Source organism: Cohnella lupini (assembly GCF_003386205.1).
In the GTDB taxonomy this organism is placed as follows: Bacteria; Bacillota; Bacilli; order Paenibacillales; family Paenibacillaceae; genus Cohnella; species Cohnella lupini.
The window spans coordinates 1-17,459 of sequence record NZ_QRDY01000003.1; the positions used below are offsets into that span (position 1 = coordinate 1).

Consider the following 17,459-nt stretch of genomic DNA (forward strand, 5'->3'; position numbering starts at 1 on the left):
ATCTGTTTATCCGTTTTTAAAGGATTTTAGAAAAGGATGCGGACGAACCATTTTTCATTCATGGCGATGATGCTGGCATCATCTTTGGTTAGTAACGAAATCGAACTATCTCTGCCTACCGAAGCCAATCCGAAAAAATTCAGTCCCATTTGGTGGTATTACTTGCGATTGTGCACGTTACTTTGCCTTCGACCCATCATTCATCGCTGCTAAATAAAAGAAAAGACCGGATTACTCCAGTCTCCCGAACTTCCTTGTCATGAAATCAAGGCTCGCTTCCATTTCCTCGTCCGTTCCAAGCAGAGAGCACTCCGCGGAAATCATGCCCTTGTAGTTAATCTCTTTCAGTATTCGGGCGAATCGATCGTAGGGGTAGCTTCCCGTTCCCGGCGTCAGTCTCCCGGTATCCGCGACGTGGATGTGGGCGATCCAATCGCGGTGCTCCGCGATTGTCTCCAAAGGCTCATTCTCTTCGTCCATATGGTAGAAATCGGCCAACACCCGCACGATCGGACTTTCGATCTGCTTCGCGAGCAGCACGGCTTCCGCCACGCTATTGATCAGATTGGATTCCTTGCGGTTTAACGGCTCGATCGCCATCGTGACTCCCATGCCGCGCCATTCTTCCGCCACGATTCCGAGCAGATCCAGCATCTGCGCTTCCGCCCGCCGGCGATCCCAGCCTTCCGGAATCGTTCGCGCCCTGCCGCTGCCTAACACAGCGATCTCTACCCCGATCTGACTTGCCGTCTCTCCGGCTTTGCTCACGTATCGCCGAATGCGATCAAGGTCCGCTTCCGGGCCGACGGCCATGATACCCGGGGGAAAGAACAAATTCATGGCGCGCGCCCGAAGCGGCGAATCCAAAAACCTCGGCAATTGCTCCTCCAACGCCCGTTCGTCTTCTATCGGCAACGAAGACAGGGGACATTCGATATAGTCGAAGCCCTTGTCCGCCAGCAATCCCGCTTGCTCGATTCCCATGCACCAGCCTATTTTATTCATGTCCATTCCCCCCGCAATCAATCTGAAATTGATTTCATTGTACGAATCTCGCGAATCAAATAGAATAGTTAGAAGTATGGTTTGATGGTTGTGAGTAAGCTTGGACAAGGAATGATAGCCGGTGGAGAACAGGAAGATCATCGACGAATTCATAGAAGACGTCGAGCTGAGATTCAATAACTGCGGACATTCCGTTCATCCGAAGGGTTGGTCGGAGAATAAAAGTCATCCGGATTATGACCTGTGGTACGTCACGGATGGAGAAATCACGATCGAGTACGGCGGAAGGAAGTCCGTTGCCGGAGTTGGCGATATCGTATTCTTCAATCCCGGGGTCGTCTATTCGGCGTTCGGAGGGAGCGGGCCATGCGCCCATATTTTCATCCACTTCGACTTCCCGTTGGGAGAGAGGTTCAATTTCCTGAACGAATTCCATTTAATGGGCGTTACCGCTAATCGCTACTTTCGCGAGGAAGGGGAAGCGTTCCGCAATACTTTCGATGCTTTTCTGAATAAAACGCCTATGTCGTCCTTGGCGTTGAAAGGTTACTTTCTCGTCCTGTTGGCCAAGCTGCTTGCCGTCCCCAGGGATTTGCCGCCGGGCTATACGGCATCTCTTCCGCAGCCGAAGCATTTCGCCAAGCTGAAGCCCGTGCTTCAATATATCGAGGAACACATCGGGGAGAACATTCCGGCCGAGCTGCTGGCGGAGATGATCGGAATGTCGCCTAAGTATTTCTATGCTTTTTTCAAAACGAATATCGGACTGACCCCTCATCACTACATCACCCGGATCCGAATGAACAGAGCTCGCGAGCTGCTCCTCGACCCGAAGCTATCGATTAAGGAAATCGCTTACAGGCTGGGATTTTCGGACCCTTATACCTTCTCGAAAATATTCAAGCGCCTCCATAGGACGTCGCCGTCCCGATACATCGATCGTACCTAGATTGCACGTAGTCTGCGCCTAGACAATCGTGTATCGGACTCTGTTGGCGAAAGTCCCGCTTTTACATCACAATCCCGCGCGTATACATCATCCTAAAGCGGTGGCTCCCCCGTTAAACTGACTGTAATCGATCATGCCGGGGTTCGCGTTTGCTCCGAGAGCGGAGGTCCATATGTATAAAATATTGGTCGTAGACGACGAGCCGCGAGTGAGCACGGGAATCAGAAACTTCCTGCTGGATTCGGATTTGAATATTTCGAACGTCGAGACCGCGCTGAACGGGTTCGAGGCCATCGATTACTTAAGAATGGATTCCTTCGATTTGGTGTTGACCGACATCCAGATGAGCAGGATGAGCGGGCTCGAGTTAATGGAAACGATCTATATGGAACAGCCCCATTTGCCCGTAATCGTCATATCGGCGCATGAGAAGTTCGATTTCGCCAAGAAGTCATTGCGTTTAGGCGCACGGGACTATCTAGTAAAGCCTGTCGAGCAGGATGATCTGATGCGCGTCGTTCGCAAGGTGTTATGCGAAAAAGAAGAAATAGGCTTGAAATCGATCGAGCTGTCGAAGCGGCAAAGGGACAAGGAGAGCGAACAAACGGAGGAGATGAGCCGCAACGAATTGTTGATGGAGCTCGTCACGGAGAGAAACTTAACGAAGAAGGACTATGCGAGCTCGGTTGCCGAGCTGGGCGAACAAATTAGCGGGCACAGATTCGGAGTCGTTTCCATCCGCATGGATTTAAGCCGCGGCGGATTCAGCAACAGGGAAATTACGCTTCTGGACCGGAAGCTGCTGAAGTACGCTTCGATCAACATATTGGAGGAAAGCTTGTCCGAATGGAGCGGATTGATCTTCAACGGATTCGGCAACGAACTTATCGGAATTATTCAGATGAACGATACGGGTGTGATCGGCCATAGCCTCGATATCCAATCGCAGCTTCATCTGATCGGTCAGATGATCAATATGAACCTGAAGCAGTATTTGAATGTGGAAACGACGGTCGGAATGAGTACCCTTCGTTCGGACGTGTTCATGCTGCCGAAGCTGATGGAAGAGGCGAATACGGCGGCGGAGTGGAAAAACCTTCACCCCGGCAACAAGGTTTTCTATTACGAGGACGTGTTGGCACAGGAAAATTTGAGCATCGTCGAATGGATGGCGAGAGTGGACAAATACATCCTTACGCTGAAGACCGATCTCGACAGCCCGCTGCCCGTAGATACGCAGAAGATCGCCAAGCCGTTGACTATGCTCGCGCACACGGAAGAGCTATTCAATAGCTACTTCGGAATGCTCGTATATCGGCTATACGGGCTGATTCTGGAATACGGGCACGCTAACGGAATTTCCTTGCACCGATTCGATCCGGACGTTTACTTCCGCAACGTTGCCGGTGCCGACAAGCTCGACTATTTGAATAAGTACATTCAGGAAACGGCCCAACTAGTAAGGGTGCTGGTCAAGGAAAGGGACCAATCGATGCTCGCCCGGATTACGGGATTCATTCGCCTGCACTTCCGGAACCCGGCGCTTAAGATCCAAGACATCGCGAACGAAGTGCATTTCAGTACGGCATACCTCAGCTATTTGTTCAAAAGGGAAATGCACAAAAATCTGTGGGATTACGTGACGGAGCTCCGCATCGACGAGGCGAAGCGTCTGCTCACTACGACGGACAAGAAGCGTTACGAGGTAGCTTACGAGGTCGGTTACGAATCTCCCGAGCATTTCGGCAGAATGTTCAAACGCTACGCGGGCCTTAGTCCCGCCGAATACCGTAAAGAGGGTCAGGGGGGATCGGGCTGAAGCTCAAGTATAAAGTCACGCTTGCTTTCGCCTTGTTCATCATCGGACCTTTTTTAGTCGTCGGGTGGATATCCGCGTTCAAAGCCTCCGATTCCATGAAGGACGAGGTAGGAAGGACAACGTTGCAGCTCGTCAATCAAAATCACGTTACGCTGGAGAAGACGTTATCGTCGGTTAACGACAAGACGGTGACGTTGCTGGACAACCACTTCTTCAGCGATACCGAGCAATACGGCTTCTGGACCAATATCGAGTCGCTTGGACAGATCAGGGAAGCGGACGCGATACTGGAGCGTTGGTCTTCGGATGGAACCGAATATTCGTTATATATGAGGAATATGGAGGGGAAGAGCACGCCGTTCGACTTATCCAACAAAGCGAAGAGGTTCAAATACTTTAGCGAGGATAGCGTCGGACTTCCGGAGTGGGCCGAGCATTCGATGCGGGAAGGCGGAGGAGGTACGCTTAGGTTGATCGAATCGGACGGAGGTTTGCCGACGGTTAGCTTCATCCGGAGCATCCTGAATCCGAAGGAATACGACGAATCGATCGGCTTCCTCGTCGTTTCGAAACTAGAGGTACTCCTGACCAGGGATCTCGTGTCGGTACAGCTGTCGGACAATGCCGGCATCTATTTGTTCAATGATCAGGATGAGCTGCTGATGAAGGTTGGCTCGCATGAGCCGCAAATGGTCGGAATCCCGGAAGACGCGAAAAAAGAGATGACCGGATACTATTACGCGAACGAAGGCGGCCAGAAGTGGCTGTACGCCTTTTCTCACCGATCCGCGTTTAATACCCGTTTGGTTTATAAAATTCCCCAGGAGTCGATAACGGGAAACCAATCCGTCTTTCAATGGACGATCATGATCGTTTCGGCGATCTATTTGGCGTTCGTGCTGTTCTTCGTCTTATATTTGCTGAGGATGATCGTCAAGCCGTTGACGAGGTTAGTCGCGATTACGAAAATCTACGAGCCGGGAAAAAAGCTGGATATGAACGATGAGCTCCTGCGGGCGGACGAATTCGGCATTTTGTACGGCGCGTTCCTGAAGATGACGACCAGGCTGGACCACTCCTTCGAAGAAAATTACGTCATGAAAATCAAGCAGAAGGAAAACGAGCTCGCGACGCTTCACTCGCAGATCACGCCTCATCTGCTTTATAACACACTGGACTCCATCTACTGGTACGCTCTGGACAGCGGCAACAAGGATGTCGGCGATATGGTTAAAGATTTATCGAAGCTGCTCAGAATCGGCTTAAGCAAAGGAAAGACCCTCATAACGATCGAAGAAGAAATCGAGCACGTTCAAGCGTACAGCCGGCTACAGATGAAACGCTATCCGAATACGTTCGAGGTGCATTGGGACATCGACGAATCCGTAAAAGCCTATATGACGCCGAAAGTAATCCTGCAGCCTTTGGTCGAGAATGCCATATTCCATAGCGTCAGCAGCATGGACGGGGAAGGCACGATATGGATTCGGGTGCGCCGCGAGGGGGAAGAGATCAGAATGTCCGTAGAGGACAACGGATTTTTGCCGGTCGACATGGCGCGACTGGATCATATCGTCAAGGGAGAAACTAGCGACAAAGGCTATGGAATCCGCAATGTCCATCAACGAGTGCAGCTGCACTTCGGCGAGTCTTACGGGTTACGGTACGAGAAGCGGGAAGGCGGAGGAATCTCCGCCATAATCCAAATCCCCGCCTCAATTAAATAGTTAAGATCGCCAACGACTCCGGACCTCCGCCGGAGTTTTTTTGCGTCTTCGGATGGCGATGCGGAGGTGTTTGTTTTACATCACACTCTGCTAGGAATAGATCATCGTCAGGGGAAAAGCGCCATTCTATACTGAAAACAGAGAAAGGAAGTGGATGCATTGCTAGAGAAAACGGTGGTTCAAGACGCAGGCTTGCTGCGGAGTCATCGGAAAACCGGGATGGCGTTATTTTTTCATTCGCTGTGGAAGTACAGATATTTGACGATCATGATGATCCCCACCCTTATCGTCCTCATTCTGAACAACTACTTGCCTATGTTCGGAGTGTTCATCGCATTCAAGAATATTAACTATGTCGACGGAATTTGGGGAAGTCCCTGGGTTGGCTTCGACAACTTTACGTTCCTGTTCACCTCCGGTTCCTTATGGAGGATCGCCCGGAATACCATTTCGTACAGCTTGGCGTTCATGGCCATTAATCTGATATTGTCCGTCGGAATCGCGGTCGCCATTAACGAGATTCGAAATCGTTGGCTGGCGAAGGGTTATCAGACCTTTCTGATCATGCCGCATTTTCTGTCCATGGTCGTAGTCAGCTACTTGGTTTATGCCTTCTTGACTCCGGACAAGGGGTTCATGAACAACACGGTCGTCGAATGGTTCGGCCACGATCGCGTGTTCTGGTATTCGGAAAAGGAATATTGGCCGTACATTCTGACGTTGGTCAACGCATGGAAAGGCGTCGGAATCGGGGCAGTCATCTATATCGCCGCGATTGCCGGAATCGACCAGGAATATTACGAGGCGTCGGTCATCGACGGAGCTTCGAAATGGCGGCAGATTTTCCATATTACGCTGCCGTCCATCCAACCCGTCATCATTATCATTACGATTCTGAACATGGGGCATGTGTTCAACTCCGACTTCGGGTTGTTTTATCAAGTAACGCTGAATTCCGGAGCCTTGTATCCCGTCACCGACACCGTAGACACTTACGTCTATCGCGCGCTTAAGGAATTGAACGATATCGGCATGTCCTCCGCGGCCGCGCTGGTTCAATCCGTGCTCGGATTCGCGCTGGTGCTGCTGACGAATTCGGCGGTGCGCAAGATCAATAAAGAACAAGCCCTGTTCTAGAGGGAAGACTCGAGGTGACAAGATGAACAAACCGTCTAACCGTCGGGAGAATGCGATCTCCCCTTTCATGAATGTCGTTCTGAACGGCGGCTTTGCCGTCATCGCGTTGGCATGCGCCATGCCTGTCGTGCTCGTGATCATGGTTTCCTTTACCCATAACGATTCCTTGCTGGACAGGGGCTACAGCTTCATCCCCGAGAAATGGTCCTTGATCGCTTACGAAAGCTTGTTCAAGGACTACGGAACGATATTGCGCGCATACGCAGTCAGCATCGGAATAACCGTGGCGGGAACGCTCGCGAGCGTTCTGCTAATGGCCCTGTACGCTTATCCGATTTCACGGCAGGATTATCCGCTGCGCAAGTTTTTTACTTTCGTTCTCTTCTTCACGATGTTGTTCAGCGGCGGAATCGTCAGCAAATATATCGTGTACACGCAAGGAATCGGTTTGTTGGACTCGTATATGGCGTTGATCCTGCCGCTGCTCATCATTCCGTTTAACGTTATCATTATGCGAACCTTCTTCCAGACGACGATCCATCCCGCTTTAATCGAATCCGCGAGAATCGACGGCGCAGGAGAATTAAGAATCTTCGCCCGCATCGTACTGCCGCTATCGCTGCCGGTTATGGCCACGATGGCTCTGTTCAGCACGATTGCCTATTGGAACGATTGGTTTAACGCGCTTCTGTTTATTCGCGAAGAAGCGAAGTACCCGGTGCAGTTTCTGATGATTCGCGTGCTGAACGACATTCAGTATTTGAGGGAAAACGTTCAGCTCGCGGCTCAAAATCCGGAGCTGATGCGCAATTTGCCTAACGAGTCGCTGCAGATGGCGATGGCCGTCGTCGGCATGGGCCCGATATTGCTCGTGTATCCGTTCTTCCAGAAATATTTCGTCAAAGGACTGACGATCGGCGCCGTGAAAGGTTAGGCCGGCGACTGCAGCGGTAGCTATGGCTGACGGTCTGCCCTATACCGGCCGGAAGCCGTTCTATATAATTATCTTATCGGGAGGGTTACAAGCAATGAGACAAAGAAAATCGTTTGCGGGTATGCTTGCTTTGGTTTTGGTCTTGGCTTTAATGTTGCAAGCGTGTTCAAGCGATGGCGGAAATACGAACGTCGCCTCGCCTTCTTCAAGCTCGAGCAATTCGGAAGCCGCGACCTCGGAGCCATCATCGAATGCCAGCGAGCCTCCGGCGGCCGAGCTTGAGCCGTACGAGGTTTCGATCGTATACTTCGGTACGCCTCAGGCGGATGACGCGTTAGTCGAGGAGAAGCTGAACGAGTTTTTCAAAGAAAAGATCAACGCGACCGTGAAGCTTCAACCGATCGCCTCCAGCGATTATAAAAACCGTACCGAATTGATGATGAACACCGGGGAGAAGATGGATCTCGTGTTCACGGCTTCTTGGTTGGACTTCTTCGGCAACGTCAACAAAAAGGCTTTCCTGGAGCTGGACGATCTTCTGGAAAAGCATGGCCAAGGTATCAAAGAGAGAATCAATCCGCTCTACCTTGAAGCGCCCCGCATGAAGGGCAAGCTGTATGCCATTCCTACGAACAAGGAAATCACGCAAGGATCGGCTTTCATGTACCGCAAGGATATCGTAGACAAATACCAGGTTCCGGTCGATGCGATTAAAACCATGGAAGATCTCGAGCCTTGGTTGGAGAAGGTAAGCAAGGGCGAACCCGAAATCATCCCGTTCTATGTCGCCGGCGGTTCAGGCAATTTCGGCGGCGCCGGAATGATGTATCAAACCCGCGGCAATTACCGCCCGATCGGTCCGGCTCCGGCCAAACAACCGATGTTCCTGCTCGATTACACGTCTACGGCCGATCTGAAGGTCAAATCGGTGCTCGATCCGGAGATCGTGGACATCAACAAGAAGGAAGTCGAGCTGTTCCGCAGCTATTACGAGAAAGGTTACATTAATGCGGACGCCGGTACTAGCACGACGGGGATAGGAGATCTGCAGAAGCAAGGTAAAATTTGGGTTCAAGCCGCAACGTGGAAGCCGGGAGCCGACATCGAGATGAAGATCTCGACGGACAACAAATACGATTACGTATCCTACGTCATCGATGAGCCGATCGTTACGACCGACTTGGCCGCAGGCTCCATGTTCGCCATCTCCAGAACGTCCAAGGATCCGGACCGGGCGATGATGGTATTGAACTGGCTCCATACCGATCCATACGTCATCAATCTGTTCGTCAACGGCATCGAAGGCAAGCACTACAACAAAGTCGGCGACAACCGGATAGAGCCGATCGCGGATTCCGGATTTAATCCGGGTACGTTCTGGGTTGTCGGCAACCAGTTGATCAATTACTTGAAGCCGGGTCAACCGGACGATCTGTACACCAGTTGGGAGAAGTTCAATAACGATGCGAAACGCTTCCCTCTTATGGGCTTCGTCTTCGACGATTCGCAAGTGAAGAACGAGCTTACGCAGATCACGGCGGTCGTCACCGAATACAAATCCATCTATACGGGAGCCGTCAAGGATCCGTTCAAGCTTCTCGAGGAGCGCAACAAAAAGTTGAAGTCGGCCGGTATCGAGAAGGTTCAAGCCGAGCTTCAGGCGCAGATCGACGCTTGGTGGGCGGATAACAAGGCTTAATCGAAACGGATTTATAGAGGCAAAGAGTCTCCGAAGGGGACTCTTTGCTACATCTAACATCTAATTTATTTCGAAAATCGAACATAAGCAAAGGGGAAGCCGCCTTGAGACCGGAAAAATTAATCTATACTTTCGTCAGCTACGCATCGCATTACGATATCTCTTGGGGCAAAGGAACGGCTATCGACGGAATCGATCTGACCGCGGAGATCGCCCACAAGCACGGCGTTCCCGTCACTTGGATCGTCAACGGCGGCTCCGTTCCGGTATTGGCGGAACGAATTCGGGAATGGCATGATCTCTACGGGGACGACGTCATTCTCCAAAGCCCGTTCTTCATCGAGGACGCCGGGATGTCCAAGGACAAATTCAAGCAGGCTCTGCAGAGGGATTGGAATATCATACAGGAAGCCTTTCCATGGGCGAAGACCAAGGTCGCGGCCCGGGGTAAAATATACAACGAATTGATCGAGGCGCTGGAGGAGCTGGATTTCAAAGGCATGTGGGGTTATTGCTGGGAGCAAGTGTGGTGGGACGGCATTACCCACAAAGGAATTCCTTGGGGGTCCTGGTACGTGGACGGCAGCCGTTATAAAGTGCCGCATCCCGGCAAAGGGAAAATCGTGGCTTGCGAGTGGACGGCCAGGGACTTGAATGCGACTTACCATTCCGGAAGCCCCGTCGTGTACTCCACGGATCCGAATGACGTGCTTCGCGCGGGACTGTGCACGGGAGATAACATCGACTACTGGAAAAACCTTTTTCAAGATTATTTAGACAATACCGACCACAACGAGCAGGTTTTTTTCCTGCAGCAGCAGGAGGCGCACGAGATGGAATACACGGAACGGTTTGCCGTGTTTCCTGCTTCCCACGTCGAGGCTTGCGCGGGCATGCTGGATCTCTTCTTCGGCCACGTTACGAGTTATCCGGTCACGTTAACGACGTTGCCCCGTGCCGTCGAGCTATACCATGAGCATAACGAAGCGACGGCCCCCGCGTACATGCTGACCCGGGATACGAGCATTCGGCCCGATGTCAACGAATATACGGTCGCTCTTGGGGGCACGGGATCAGGGCCTTGGCCGAAAACCTTCCTATATTACGACCGGGAATGCCAGCTGTCGTTCGTCGACGGGCAATGTACGCCCCACAGATTACGGAATTACGTCGGTAAAGGGAACATGAACGACGAGTTCGAGGAGGAGGTTCCCCAAGTATTCGTGAGCGGGTACGAGAAGACGGCGGAGACGATCCGAATGACTTTCGAGATCGGACACTGGAATCCGATACCGTTCGGATTGGCATATTGGGACGATCTGTCCGGCTATGAAGTCCAATCTTGCTCGGAGGGGGCGGAGGCTAAGCTAATCAAGAATGAATTGGTTTTATTGAGGTTCAAGCTTGCGGGAAGCCCAATGAAGATCGAGCTTGAGCTTCGAAAAAAGGAACGATGACCTTTCTACAACTATAACGTTGTCTGATTACCTTGTTTCCTATACTCGTTGGGCGATAATCCTTCCAGTTTCTTGAATACTTTGCTGAAGTATTTCTCATCCTTGTATCCGACCAGGTTCGCAATTTGCACGATGCGATATTGCGGATTCATTAAGAGCAGCTTAGCTTTGTCCATTCGAATTCGTTCGATATAATCGGAGAGATTCTCTTGGAACTGCTGTTTGAATTTTCGGGAAATGTATTCTCGACTGAGGAAGAATCGCTCTGCTATGTTCTGAAGCGTTAAATCTTCCGCATAGTGCGAATCGACGTGTTTGACGATTTCAAAGATGACATGCTCGTCCTGCCGTTTATGCTCCGTCCAAAGCTGCGATAACTGCAATAAATCTTGTTCGAGTTCAACGCCTAACTGCGCCGGAGACAAGCAGCCCTCCTGATCCAATGGGACGGAAACAAAGGTGTTTCCGGCAGGAACCATATTCGTAATCGGTTTATCGCCGAACAGTTCCTTTAACCACCGGGCTTTCATGACGCTAAATTCATGACCCCATAACTCAAGCTTTTCGGCATTAATATATTTCATTTGCTCAACCTGATCGATCCATAGCTTAACGGCGTCCTTAATCGGTTTCTCCTGTCCGCTCCGGACGGCGAAGCGCAACTCATCCTCGTATTCGGACAAGTGTACGGTCGTTTGACGAGGATTCTCATTGGGATCGAAGCAACGAATCCGAGGACGAGCCGCTCGCATATTACGTTGACGCAGCACTAGAATAGCTTCGTTATAGGATTGCTTGAAACCCGTGGGCAGCAATCTTTCGCTGCCGACGCCGAATTCAAGAGAACTGCCGAGAGTCTGTCCAATCCCGCTATTCATCGATTCCAGCAGTTCGGCCGCATTAGCCGTATGTTTCCATAAGATAACGACAATGTGGCCATGCTCGTGTCGGAAGGCTACCCCCTGCTTGTGCTTACGAACGAATTCATTACAGATGTTCAGTAAGGAGAAGTTCAGTAGGTCCTCGCTGCCGGCAAATTTACGGCGTATCGCGGGATTAATCGTATCGGTAGCTAAGACCGCTACGCGGCAATGCCGATTATCGGCCGACAAGCCGAATTCAGAAGAAAGCGTATCAATGATCGACGAGTAATAAGAGGGATCCTCAATTAAATTCGTCAGTATTTTGTCCCAATACACAGGTCGTAGCTGATTGATTTCAATCGTTTTCCGCTGTTCCTGCTCCGAACCCTCGTCCTCCTGCTTACGGCTAGCAACCGCTTTTGCTAGCGCATCATTCAATTGATCCGGATCGATAGGTTTAAGAATATAATCGATCCCGCCATACATCATCGTTTTACGAACGAAATCAAAATCGTCATGTCCGCTAATGACGATAATCTTCGTGCGCGGAGCATGCTGTTGAACCCAAGCCAAGAGCTCGGTTCCTATCCTTTCGGGCATCATCATATCGGTAAAAATAATATGCGGATTCTCCCGTTCGATCAAGTCGATCGCCGAGTTAGCGTCCTGAGCCTCCAGTACTTCCTCGATTCCATGCGACTTCCAATCGACGAGTAATTGAATGGCTTCCCTAACATGGCGTTCATCGTCAACGATCAGTGCCTTCATCATGGTTTAGTCGCCCTCTTTTTCAATCGGAATTCTTAGCACGACGCTAAAGCCGCCCAACTTGCTATGATTAACTTCAAGGCGCGCCGTATCATTATAATAAAGCTTTAACCGCGATAAAATATTCGACAGCCCGATCCCCGACTCTCCGTTTCCCCAAACGCCTTTCGCTTGGGCAAGTCTTTCCCGTAAAGCATTCAACCCCGCCGCGTCGATTCCTTTGCCATTGTCGCTCACTTCTAACCGCAACCACTGATTATCCGCTGAAATCGTTCCATATATCGCAATCTCGCCCGTTTCCGCATGAACATCGAAGCCGTGCTTGAAAAAATTCTCGACCAACGGCTGAAGGATCATTTTCGGTATTTGCAGCTTGAGCAAAGACTCGTCCAAATGAACGGTATATTGAAGCTGCTCGCCGAACCGTTGTCGCTGTAAAGCGAAATACGCCTTGACATAGTCTAATTCGCGCGCGAGAGAGACGATCGGTTCTCCGGTGTTCATGCTATACCGCATCATTTTGCCCAATGAAGCAATTAAGTTATAAATTTCCGGCTGTTGTTTTTGCAGAGATAGCGTACCGATAGATTGCAAAGCATTATTCATAAAATGAGGATTAGTCTGCACCTGGAGCACGTTCAGTTCATTGGTTTTACGCGCAAGCTCAAGCTCATATTCGCGAATGATCATTTCATTGATCGTATCCATGGCTAGTTGGAAGCGTCGCGCCAAGATCCCGAATTCATCCTTCCGATCCACATCGATCGAAACCTGCAGATTTCCGCTCTGAATTTGGTTCATATTGCGTATCAGCTTCTTAATGGGCGCGGTCAGGCGGAAGCAAATGAAAACGGTAGCCAGTATCGTCAAGAATAAGAATAAGACGACAATACCGCTGTTAATTAATGAAACTTCACGTGCGGTTTGATGTAAGGTCTCATCCGGAATCCGTTTAATCAGGGTCCAATTTAGGAATGGAGTGACCATTCTGTCGTAAATAATTTCCCCCGAGAAGTCGTCCTGATGAAGCGCAAAGTGACCTATGGAGGAGTCCGCCTTCATGACTTGATCTACCCAAGAATTTCGCAAAGGGCTGGATCCGGCCTGATTATCAGAACTATAGATCACATGCCGATTCTCGTCAATAATATACAGCTCTTCTTTCGTCGCGGAATAGAGCTGCTCACTGATCGCGCGAATGCCATTCATGCGTATGTCGATCGACAATGTTCCAAGCTCCGCTTTCGCCGCTAAGTAATAAAGCGAGCTATGCAAAGTAATCACTTGATCCGCTGTCGATATCGGCATGCTTGCTATTCCGAATTTTTCCGGAGGATGAGGAGACTCGATATAGGATCTGCCTTCCGACAGATTCGGTTGGATATACTTATCCCCGTTTCCCTCGAAGCTTCTCTTCGATCGGTCGTTTACGATGAGATAATGGACATTATTTTTGCGAATATACAGATGCGCTTGCTCGAAGTCTTTCGCCGTATAGCTTAATAGCTGCATGCCTCGATAGATTTCTTGTTCATCCTGATAACCTTGGATACCGTCGTTCAATATCGTGAACAACTTGTTGTCATTATAGAAAATGAACGTAGCCTGATGAGCTGCGTTCATGTAGTTAAGCAAATTCGTTTTGCCTTGAAACAAGAGATCCGCGTTGCTCTTCAAGGTTTCCTTAGTCACCTTACTCGTTGTTAAGCTGTATGTGATGATAATCGAAGCCAGGATCGGAATCAGGGTAGCCGCGATTAAGAAAACGATCATTTTGTTGCGGATACTGTTAAAGATCAATATTTTCCACCTCTTTGATCATTAGAGTCAGTGGGAGCCGGGGGATAAGGGCTCTATACTTGGATCATTAGCATAAGGGGGGAAACCGTCATGGAATCTGCCGGCAAGAAACGCATATATCAGTTCATCTTCGTAGGGCCTGCCGTACTCTTTTTCACGCTCATTCTAGTCATACCGTTCTTTATGAGTATCTATTATTCCTTTACCGAATGGAATGGCGTTAGTACAACAGTAACATGGATCGGCACCGATAATTACAAAAAAATCTTTTTTCATGACCCTGATTATTACAAGGCATTCGTGTTTACTTTTCGCTACGCCATTGTCGGAGTTTTGCTTACTAATCTCGTCGGGTTTCTCTTGGCGCTGCTGCTCACGCAGGCATTAAAGCTGAAAAACCTCTTGCGAACGATCTTTTTTATGCCGAACGTCATCGGCGGATTGTTGCTTGGATTTATTTGGAGCTTTATTTTCGTTAAGGGCTTTGCATCGGTCGGAGAGCTTACGGGGCTTGCTTTCTTTAACCTTCCATGGCTGGGTGATGCGCCTACGGCATTCTGGGGTATCGTTATCGTTACAGTTTGGAAGGGCGCCGGTTACGTGATGGTCATTTACATTGCCGGCTTATCGAATGTACCCAAGGACATGATCGAAGCTGCCCGCATTGATGGAGCAACGAAGCTGCAAATGCTCTACAAGATTACGATACCGCTCATCATGCCGTCGATTACCGTATGCTTGTTCCTTACCCTTTCATGGGGTTTCAAGGTATTCGATCTCATAGTGTCGCTGACCAAGGGAGGGCCGTTTAATTCGACGGAGTCCGTGTCCCTGAATATTTATCAAGAGGCATTCCGGAACAACGCATTAGGATTGGGCAGCGCTAAGGCGGTTATCTTCTTCCTGATCGTCGCCCTCATCACGGTTATTCAAGTCACGATTACGAAGAAACGGGAGGTGGAATCGTAATGGAAACCTCTAAACGATATACGGCCCGCTTATTCTCATTAGAGATTCTGGGTATCCTTCTGGCCATTATTTTTCTCGTACCGTTCTACTTTGTCTTAACGAATTCGTTTAAGCCCTTCGCGGAGCTGCTTGCGAATACAACCAGTCTGCCGAAAGCATTCAGCTTTCATAACTATACCGAAGTCTGGAAGATCATGAATTTTCCGAAAGTGTTCCTGAATTCGTTAATCATCACCGTTGCCAGCAATGCGGGTCTGGTTATCATTAGCTCAATGGCTGCTTACCGCATGGTGCGTAACAACACTCGTCTAAATCAAATCTTGTTCTTACTGTTCGTCTCGGCTATGATAATCCCATTTGAGTCGATTATGATCCCATTGGTGAAGTTAGCAGGCAACATAGGCTTTCTGAATCACATTTGGGGCGTTGTGATCTGCTATTTCGGTTTTGGCGTTTCCTTGAATTTATTCCTATACCATGGCTTTGTTAAGTCCATTCCGGTTGAGGTCGAAGAAGCGGCTATCGTAGACGGGTGCTCCATCTTCGGGGTGTTCTGGAGAATTGTGTTTCCGCTTCTCAAGCCGGTGACCGTTACAATCATTCTTCTCAATAGTCTGTGGATATGGAACGATTTCCTGCTGCCGTTACTCATTATTAGCGGACCCGAGACGCGTACGATTCCGCTCGCAACGTATTCCTTCTTCGGTCAATACATGAAGCAGTGGGATCTTGCGCTCGCCGCGCTCACCTTAGGCGTGTTGCCGATCATTCTCTTTTTCCTCGGGATGCAGAAGCATATTATAGAGGGAATCACGGCTGGCTCGGTTAAAGGATAGAAGGCTAGACGAGATTCTAACGATGACAATATGTTCCCCCTAATCGTTCAATTTTCTCGGTGTCGGCGATGTAATAAGTTCTATAAGATGTGGAATATAACAAATAAAACATTATAAGGGAGGCAAATTAGTATGAAAAAAATGTCCGTGCTCGTCTTATCCGTTATCGTTCTGCTTACTATCGTTCTCACTGGTTGCGGAGGTAACAACGACAAGGCTGCTTCCGAAGCCCCGGAGAGCTCGACAACCGGTACCGAATCATCCCCAGCCGTTGAATCAACGCCTCCTAAGAAAGACGTAACCATTAAAATGTTTCAATTCAAGGTCGAAATCGCGGAGCAATTGCAATTGATGGTGAACGAATACGAGAAAGAAACCGGCGTCAAAATTCAAATCGAGACGGTCGGAGGCGGAGCGGATTACGGTGCCGCGTTAAAGGCAAAGTTCAACTCCGGCGACAAGCCGGATATATTCAACAACGGCGGCTTCTCCGACTTGGAGCTATGGGCCGAGAATCTTGAGGATCTGTCCGATCAACCATGGGTGAAGGATTTAGTTAAAGGTACGGATGAGCCCATGACGAAAGACGGCAAGCTGTACGGCATGCCGATCGGTGTAGAAGGCTACGGTTATATTTACAATAAAGACTTATTCGCTCAAGCCGGAATTACGGAGCTGCCGAAAACGTTAACGCAGTTGGAAGATGCGGCCAAGAAGCTGCAGGATAAAGGAATTACGCCTTTCGAGAACGGTTATGGAGAATGGTGGGTACTCGGCAATCATTTCGTCAATCTGCCGTTTGCGCTGCAAGCAGATCCTAACGCATTCATCGAAGGCTTAAATAACGGCACGGAAAAAATTCCCGGGAATGCCGGATTCGACAACTGGGTAAAGCTGTTCGACTTAACGGTTAAGTATGGCAACAAGAACCCGCTGCAAACGGATTATAATACCCAGGTTACCGACTTCTCCAATGGTAAAGCGGCGATGACTCAGCAAGGAAACTGGACGCAAGTCCAAATCACGAAAACCAATCCTAACGTGAATATCGGCTTCCTCCCTATGCCTATCAGCGATGACGCGGCCGCGAGCGATAAGCTCTTCGTAGGAGTGCCGAATAACTGGGTCATCAACAAAAACTCGGCTGTCAAGCAAGAAGCTAAGGACTTCCTAAACTGGATGGTGACATCCGATATTGGCAAGAGCTACATTACTAAACAATTCAAATTCATTCCGGCTCTAACCACGATTGAGGCAACGGAAGAAGATTTAGGCGCACTGGCAAGCGATATTATTAAATACAATAAAGAGGGCAAAGTGCTTTCTTGGAACTGGTTTAAGTTTCCTCAGGGCGAAGCTTCCAGTAAAAAGTTCGGCGATGCGATGCAAGGGTATGTAGGTAAACAACTAACGAAGGAACAAATGCTCGAAACGTTCCAAAGCACTTGGGATAGCCTGAAGAAATAAGCGCGTGTAATTGAAAAATGACGGCGTAG

Annotated in this window: 13 protein-coding genes; 10 read left to right on the top strand and 3 right to left on the bottom strand. The window is 49.6% G+C overall.

Annotated elements, in window-relative coordinates; genetic code table 11:
- Positions 1–231: 231 nt before the first annotated feature.
- Positions 232–1,005, bottom strand: coding sequence for a sugar phosphate isomerase/epimerase family protein (locus DFP95_RS06960; RefSeq protein WP_181907302.1), 774 nt, complete (start codon positions 1,003–1,005; stop codon positions 232–234).
- A gap of 121 nt (positions 1,006–1,126) precedes the next feature.
- On the opposite strand from DFP95_RS06960, the gene DFP95_RS06965 reads away from it, so the two are divergent.
- The 7 genes from DFP95_RS06965 to DFP95_RS06995 all read left to right on the top strand — a co-directional run bounded on the left by DFP95_RS06965 (position 1,127) and on the right by DFP95_RS06995 (position 10,727).
- On the top strand, positions 1,127–1,954 hold the full coding sequence (locus DFP95_RS06965) for an AraC family transcriptional regulator (protein WP_115991884.1): 828 nt from the start codon (positions 1,127–1,129) through the stop codon (positions 1,952–1,954).
- A gap of 172 nt (positions 1,955–2,126) precedes the next feature.
- On the top strand, positions 2,127–3,773 hold the full coding sequence (locus DFP95_RS06970; protein ID WP_181907303.1) for a response regulator transcription factor: 1,647 nt from the start codon (positions 2,127–2,129) through the stop codon (positions 3,771–3,773).
- Between the two features lie 122 nt (positions 3,774–3,895).
- Positions 3,896–5,500 (top strand): sensor histidine kinase, encoded by a 1,605-nt coding sequence (locus DFP95_RS06975; RefSeq protein WP_181907304.1) that lies wholly within the window; start codon positions 3,896–3,898, stop codon positions 5,498–5,500.
- 150 nt (positions 5,501–5,650) lie between these two features.
- On the top strand, positions 5,651–6,637 hold the full coding sequence (locus tag DFP95_RS06980; RefSeq protein ID WP_425453253.1) for an ABC transporter permease: 987 nt from the start codon (positions 5,651–5,653) through the stop codon (positions 6,635–6,637).
- 22 nt (positions 6,638–6,659) lie between these two features.
- Positions 6,660–7,571: a carbohydrate ABC transporter permease gene (locus DFP95_RS06985; RefSeq protein ID WP_115991887.1), complete on the top strand. Its 912-nt coding sequence runs from the start codon at positions 6,660–6,662 to the stop codon at positions 7,569–7,571.
- Between the two features lie 94 nt (positions 7,572–7,665).
- On the top strand, positions 7,666–9,270 hold the full coding sequence (locus DFP95_RS06990; RefSeq protein ID WP_181907305.1) for an ABC transporter substrate-binding protein: 1,605 nt from the start codon (positions 7,666–7,668) through the stop codon (positions 9,268–9,270).
- A gap of 104 nt (positions 9,271–9,374) precedes the next feature.
- Positions 9,375–10,727: a hypothetical protein gene (locus DFP95_RS06995; RefSeq protein ID WP_115991889.1), complete on the top strand. Its 1,353-nt coding sequence runs from the start codon at positions 9,375–9,377 to the stop codon at positions 10,725–10,727.
- 11 nt (positions 10,728–10,738) lie between these two features.
- Here DFP95_RS06995 and DFP95_RS07000 read toward each other — a convergent pair whose 3' ends face one another.
- Together DFP95_RS07000 and DFP95_RS07005 are read right to left on the bottom strand one after the other, a co-directional pair.
- Complete coding sequence (locus DFP95_RS07000) at positions 10,739–12,361, bottom strand: response regulator (RefSeq protein WP_115991890.1); 1,623 nt, start codon at positions 12,359–12,361, stop codon at positions 10,739–10,741.
- A 3-nt stretch (positions 12,362–12,364) separates the two neighbouring features.
- Positions 12,365–14,158 (bottom strand): sensor histidine kinase, encoded by a 1,794-nt coding sequence (locus DFP95_RS07005; protein WP_115991891.1) that lies wholly within the window; start codon positions 14,156–14,158, stop codon positions 12,365–12,367.
- Between the two features lie 90 nt (positions 14,159–14,248).
- Here DFP95_RS07005 and DFP95_RS07010 point away from each other — a divergent pair, with 90 nt between their 5' ends.
- The 3 genes from DFP95_RS07010 to DFP95_RS07020 all read left to right on the top strand — a co-directional run bounded on the left by DFP95_RS07010 (position 14,249) and on the right by DFP95_RS07020 (position 17,430).
- Positions 14,249–15,127 carry a carbohydrate ABC transporter permease gene (locus DFP95_RS07010; protein ID WP_115991892.1) on the top strand — a complete coding sequence of 293 codons (879 nt, stop codon included), beginning with the start codon at positions 14,249–14,251 and terminating at the stop codon, positions 15,125–15,127.
- Complete coding sequence (locus DFP95_RS07015; RefSeq protein ID WP_115991893.1) at positions 15,127–15,963, top strand: carbohydrate ABC transporter permease; 837 nt, start codon at positions 15,127–15,129, stop codon at positions 15,961–15,963. The genes DFP95_RS07010 and DFP95_RS07015 overlap by 1 nt, the downstream gene beginning before the upstream one ends.
- A gap of 132 nt (positions 15,964–16,095) precedes the next feature.
- Positions 16,096–17,430 (top strand): ABC transporter substrate-binding protein, encoded by a 1,335-nt coding sequence (locus DFP95_RS07020; protein ID WP_115991894.1) that lies wholly within the window; start codon positions 16,096–16,098, stop codon positions 17,428–17,430.
- Positions 17,431–17,459: the final 29 nt, after the last annotated feature.

Excerpts from the sequence above, each read along its gene's own strand:
- DFP95_RS06960 (WP_181907302.1), bottom strand. The coding sequence starts at position 1,005 with ATGAATAAAATAGGCTGGTGCATGGGAATCGAGCAAGCGGGATTGCTG.
- DFP95_RS06970 (WP_181907303.1), top strand. The coding sequence starts at position 2,127 with ATGTATAAAATATTGGTCGTAGACGACGAGCCGCGAGTGAGCACGGGA.
- DFP95_RS06985 (WP_115991887.1), top strand. The coding sequence starts at position 6,660 with ATGAACAAACCGTCTAACCGTCGGGAGAATGCGATCTCCCCTTTCATG.
- DFP95_RS06990 (WP_181907305.1), top strand. The coding sequence starts at position 7,666 with ATGAGACAAAGAAAATCGTTTGCGGGTATGCTTGCTTTGGTTTTGGTC.
- DFP95_RS07000 (WP_115991890.1), bottom strand. The coding sequence starts at position 12,361 with ATGATGAAGGCACTGATCGTTGACGATGAACGCCATGTTAGGGAAGCC.
- DFP95_RS07010 (WP_115991892.1), top strand. The coding sequence starts at position 14,249 with ATGGAATCTGCCGGCAAGAAACGCATATATCAGTTCATCTTCGTAGGG.
- DFP95_RS07015 (WP_115991893.1), top strand. The coding sequence starts at position 15,127 with ATGGAAACCTCTAAACGATATACGGCCCGCTTATTCTCATTAGAGATT.
- DFP95_RS07020 (WP_115991894.1), top strand. The coding sequence starts at position 16,096 with ATGAAAAAAATGTCCGTGCTCGTCTTATCCGTTATCGTTCTGCTTACT.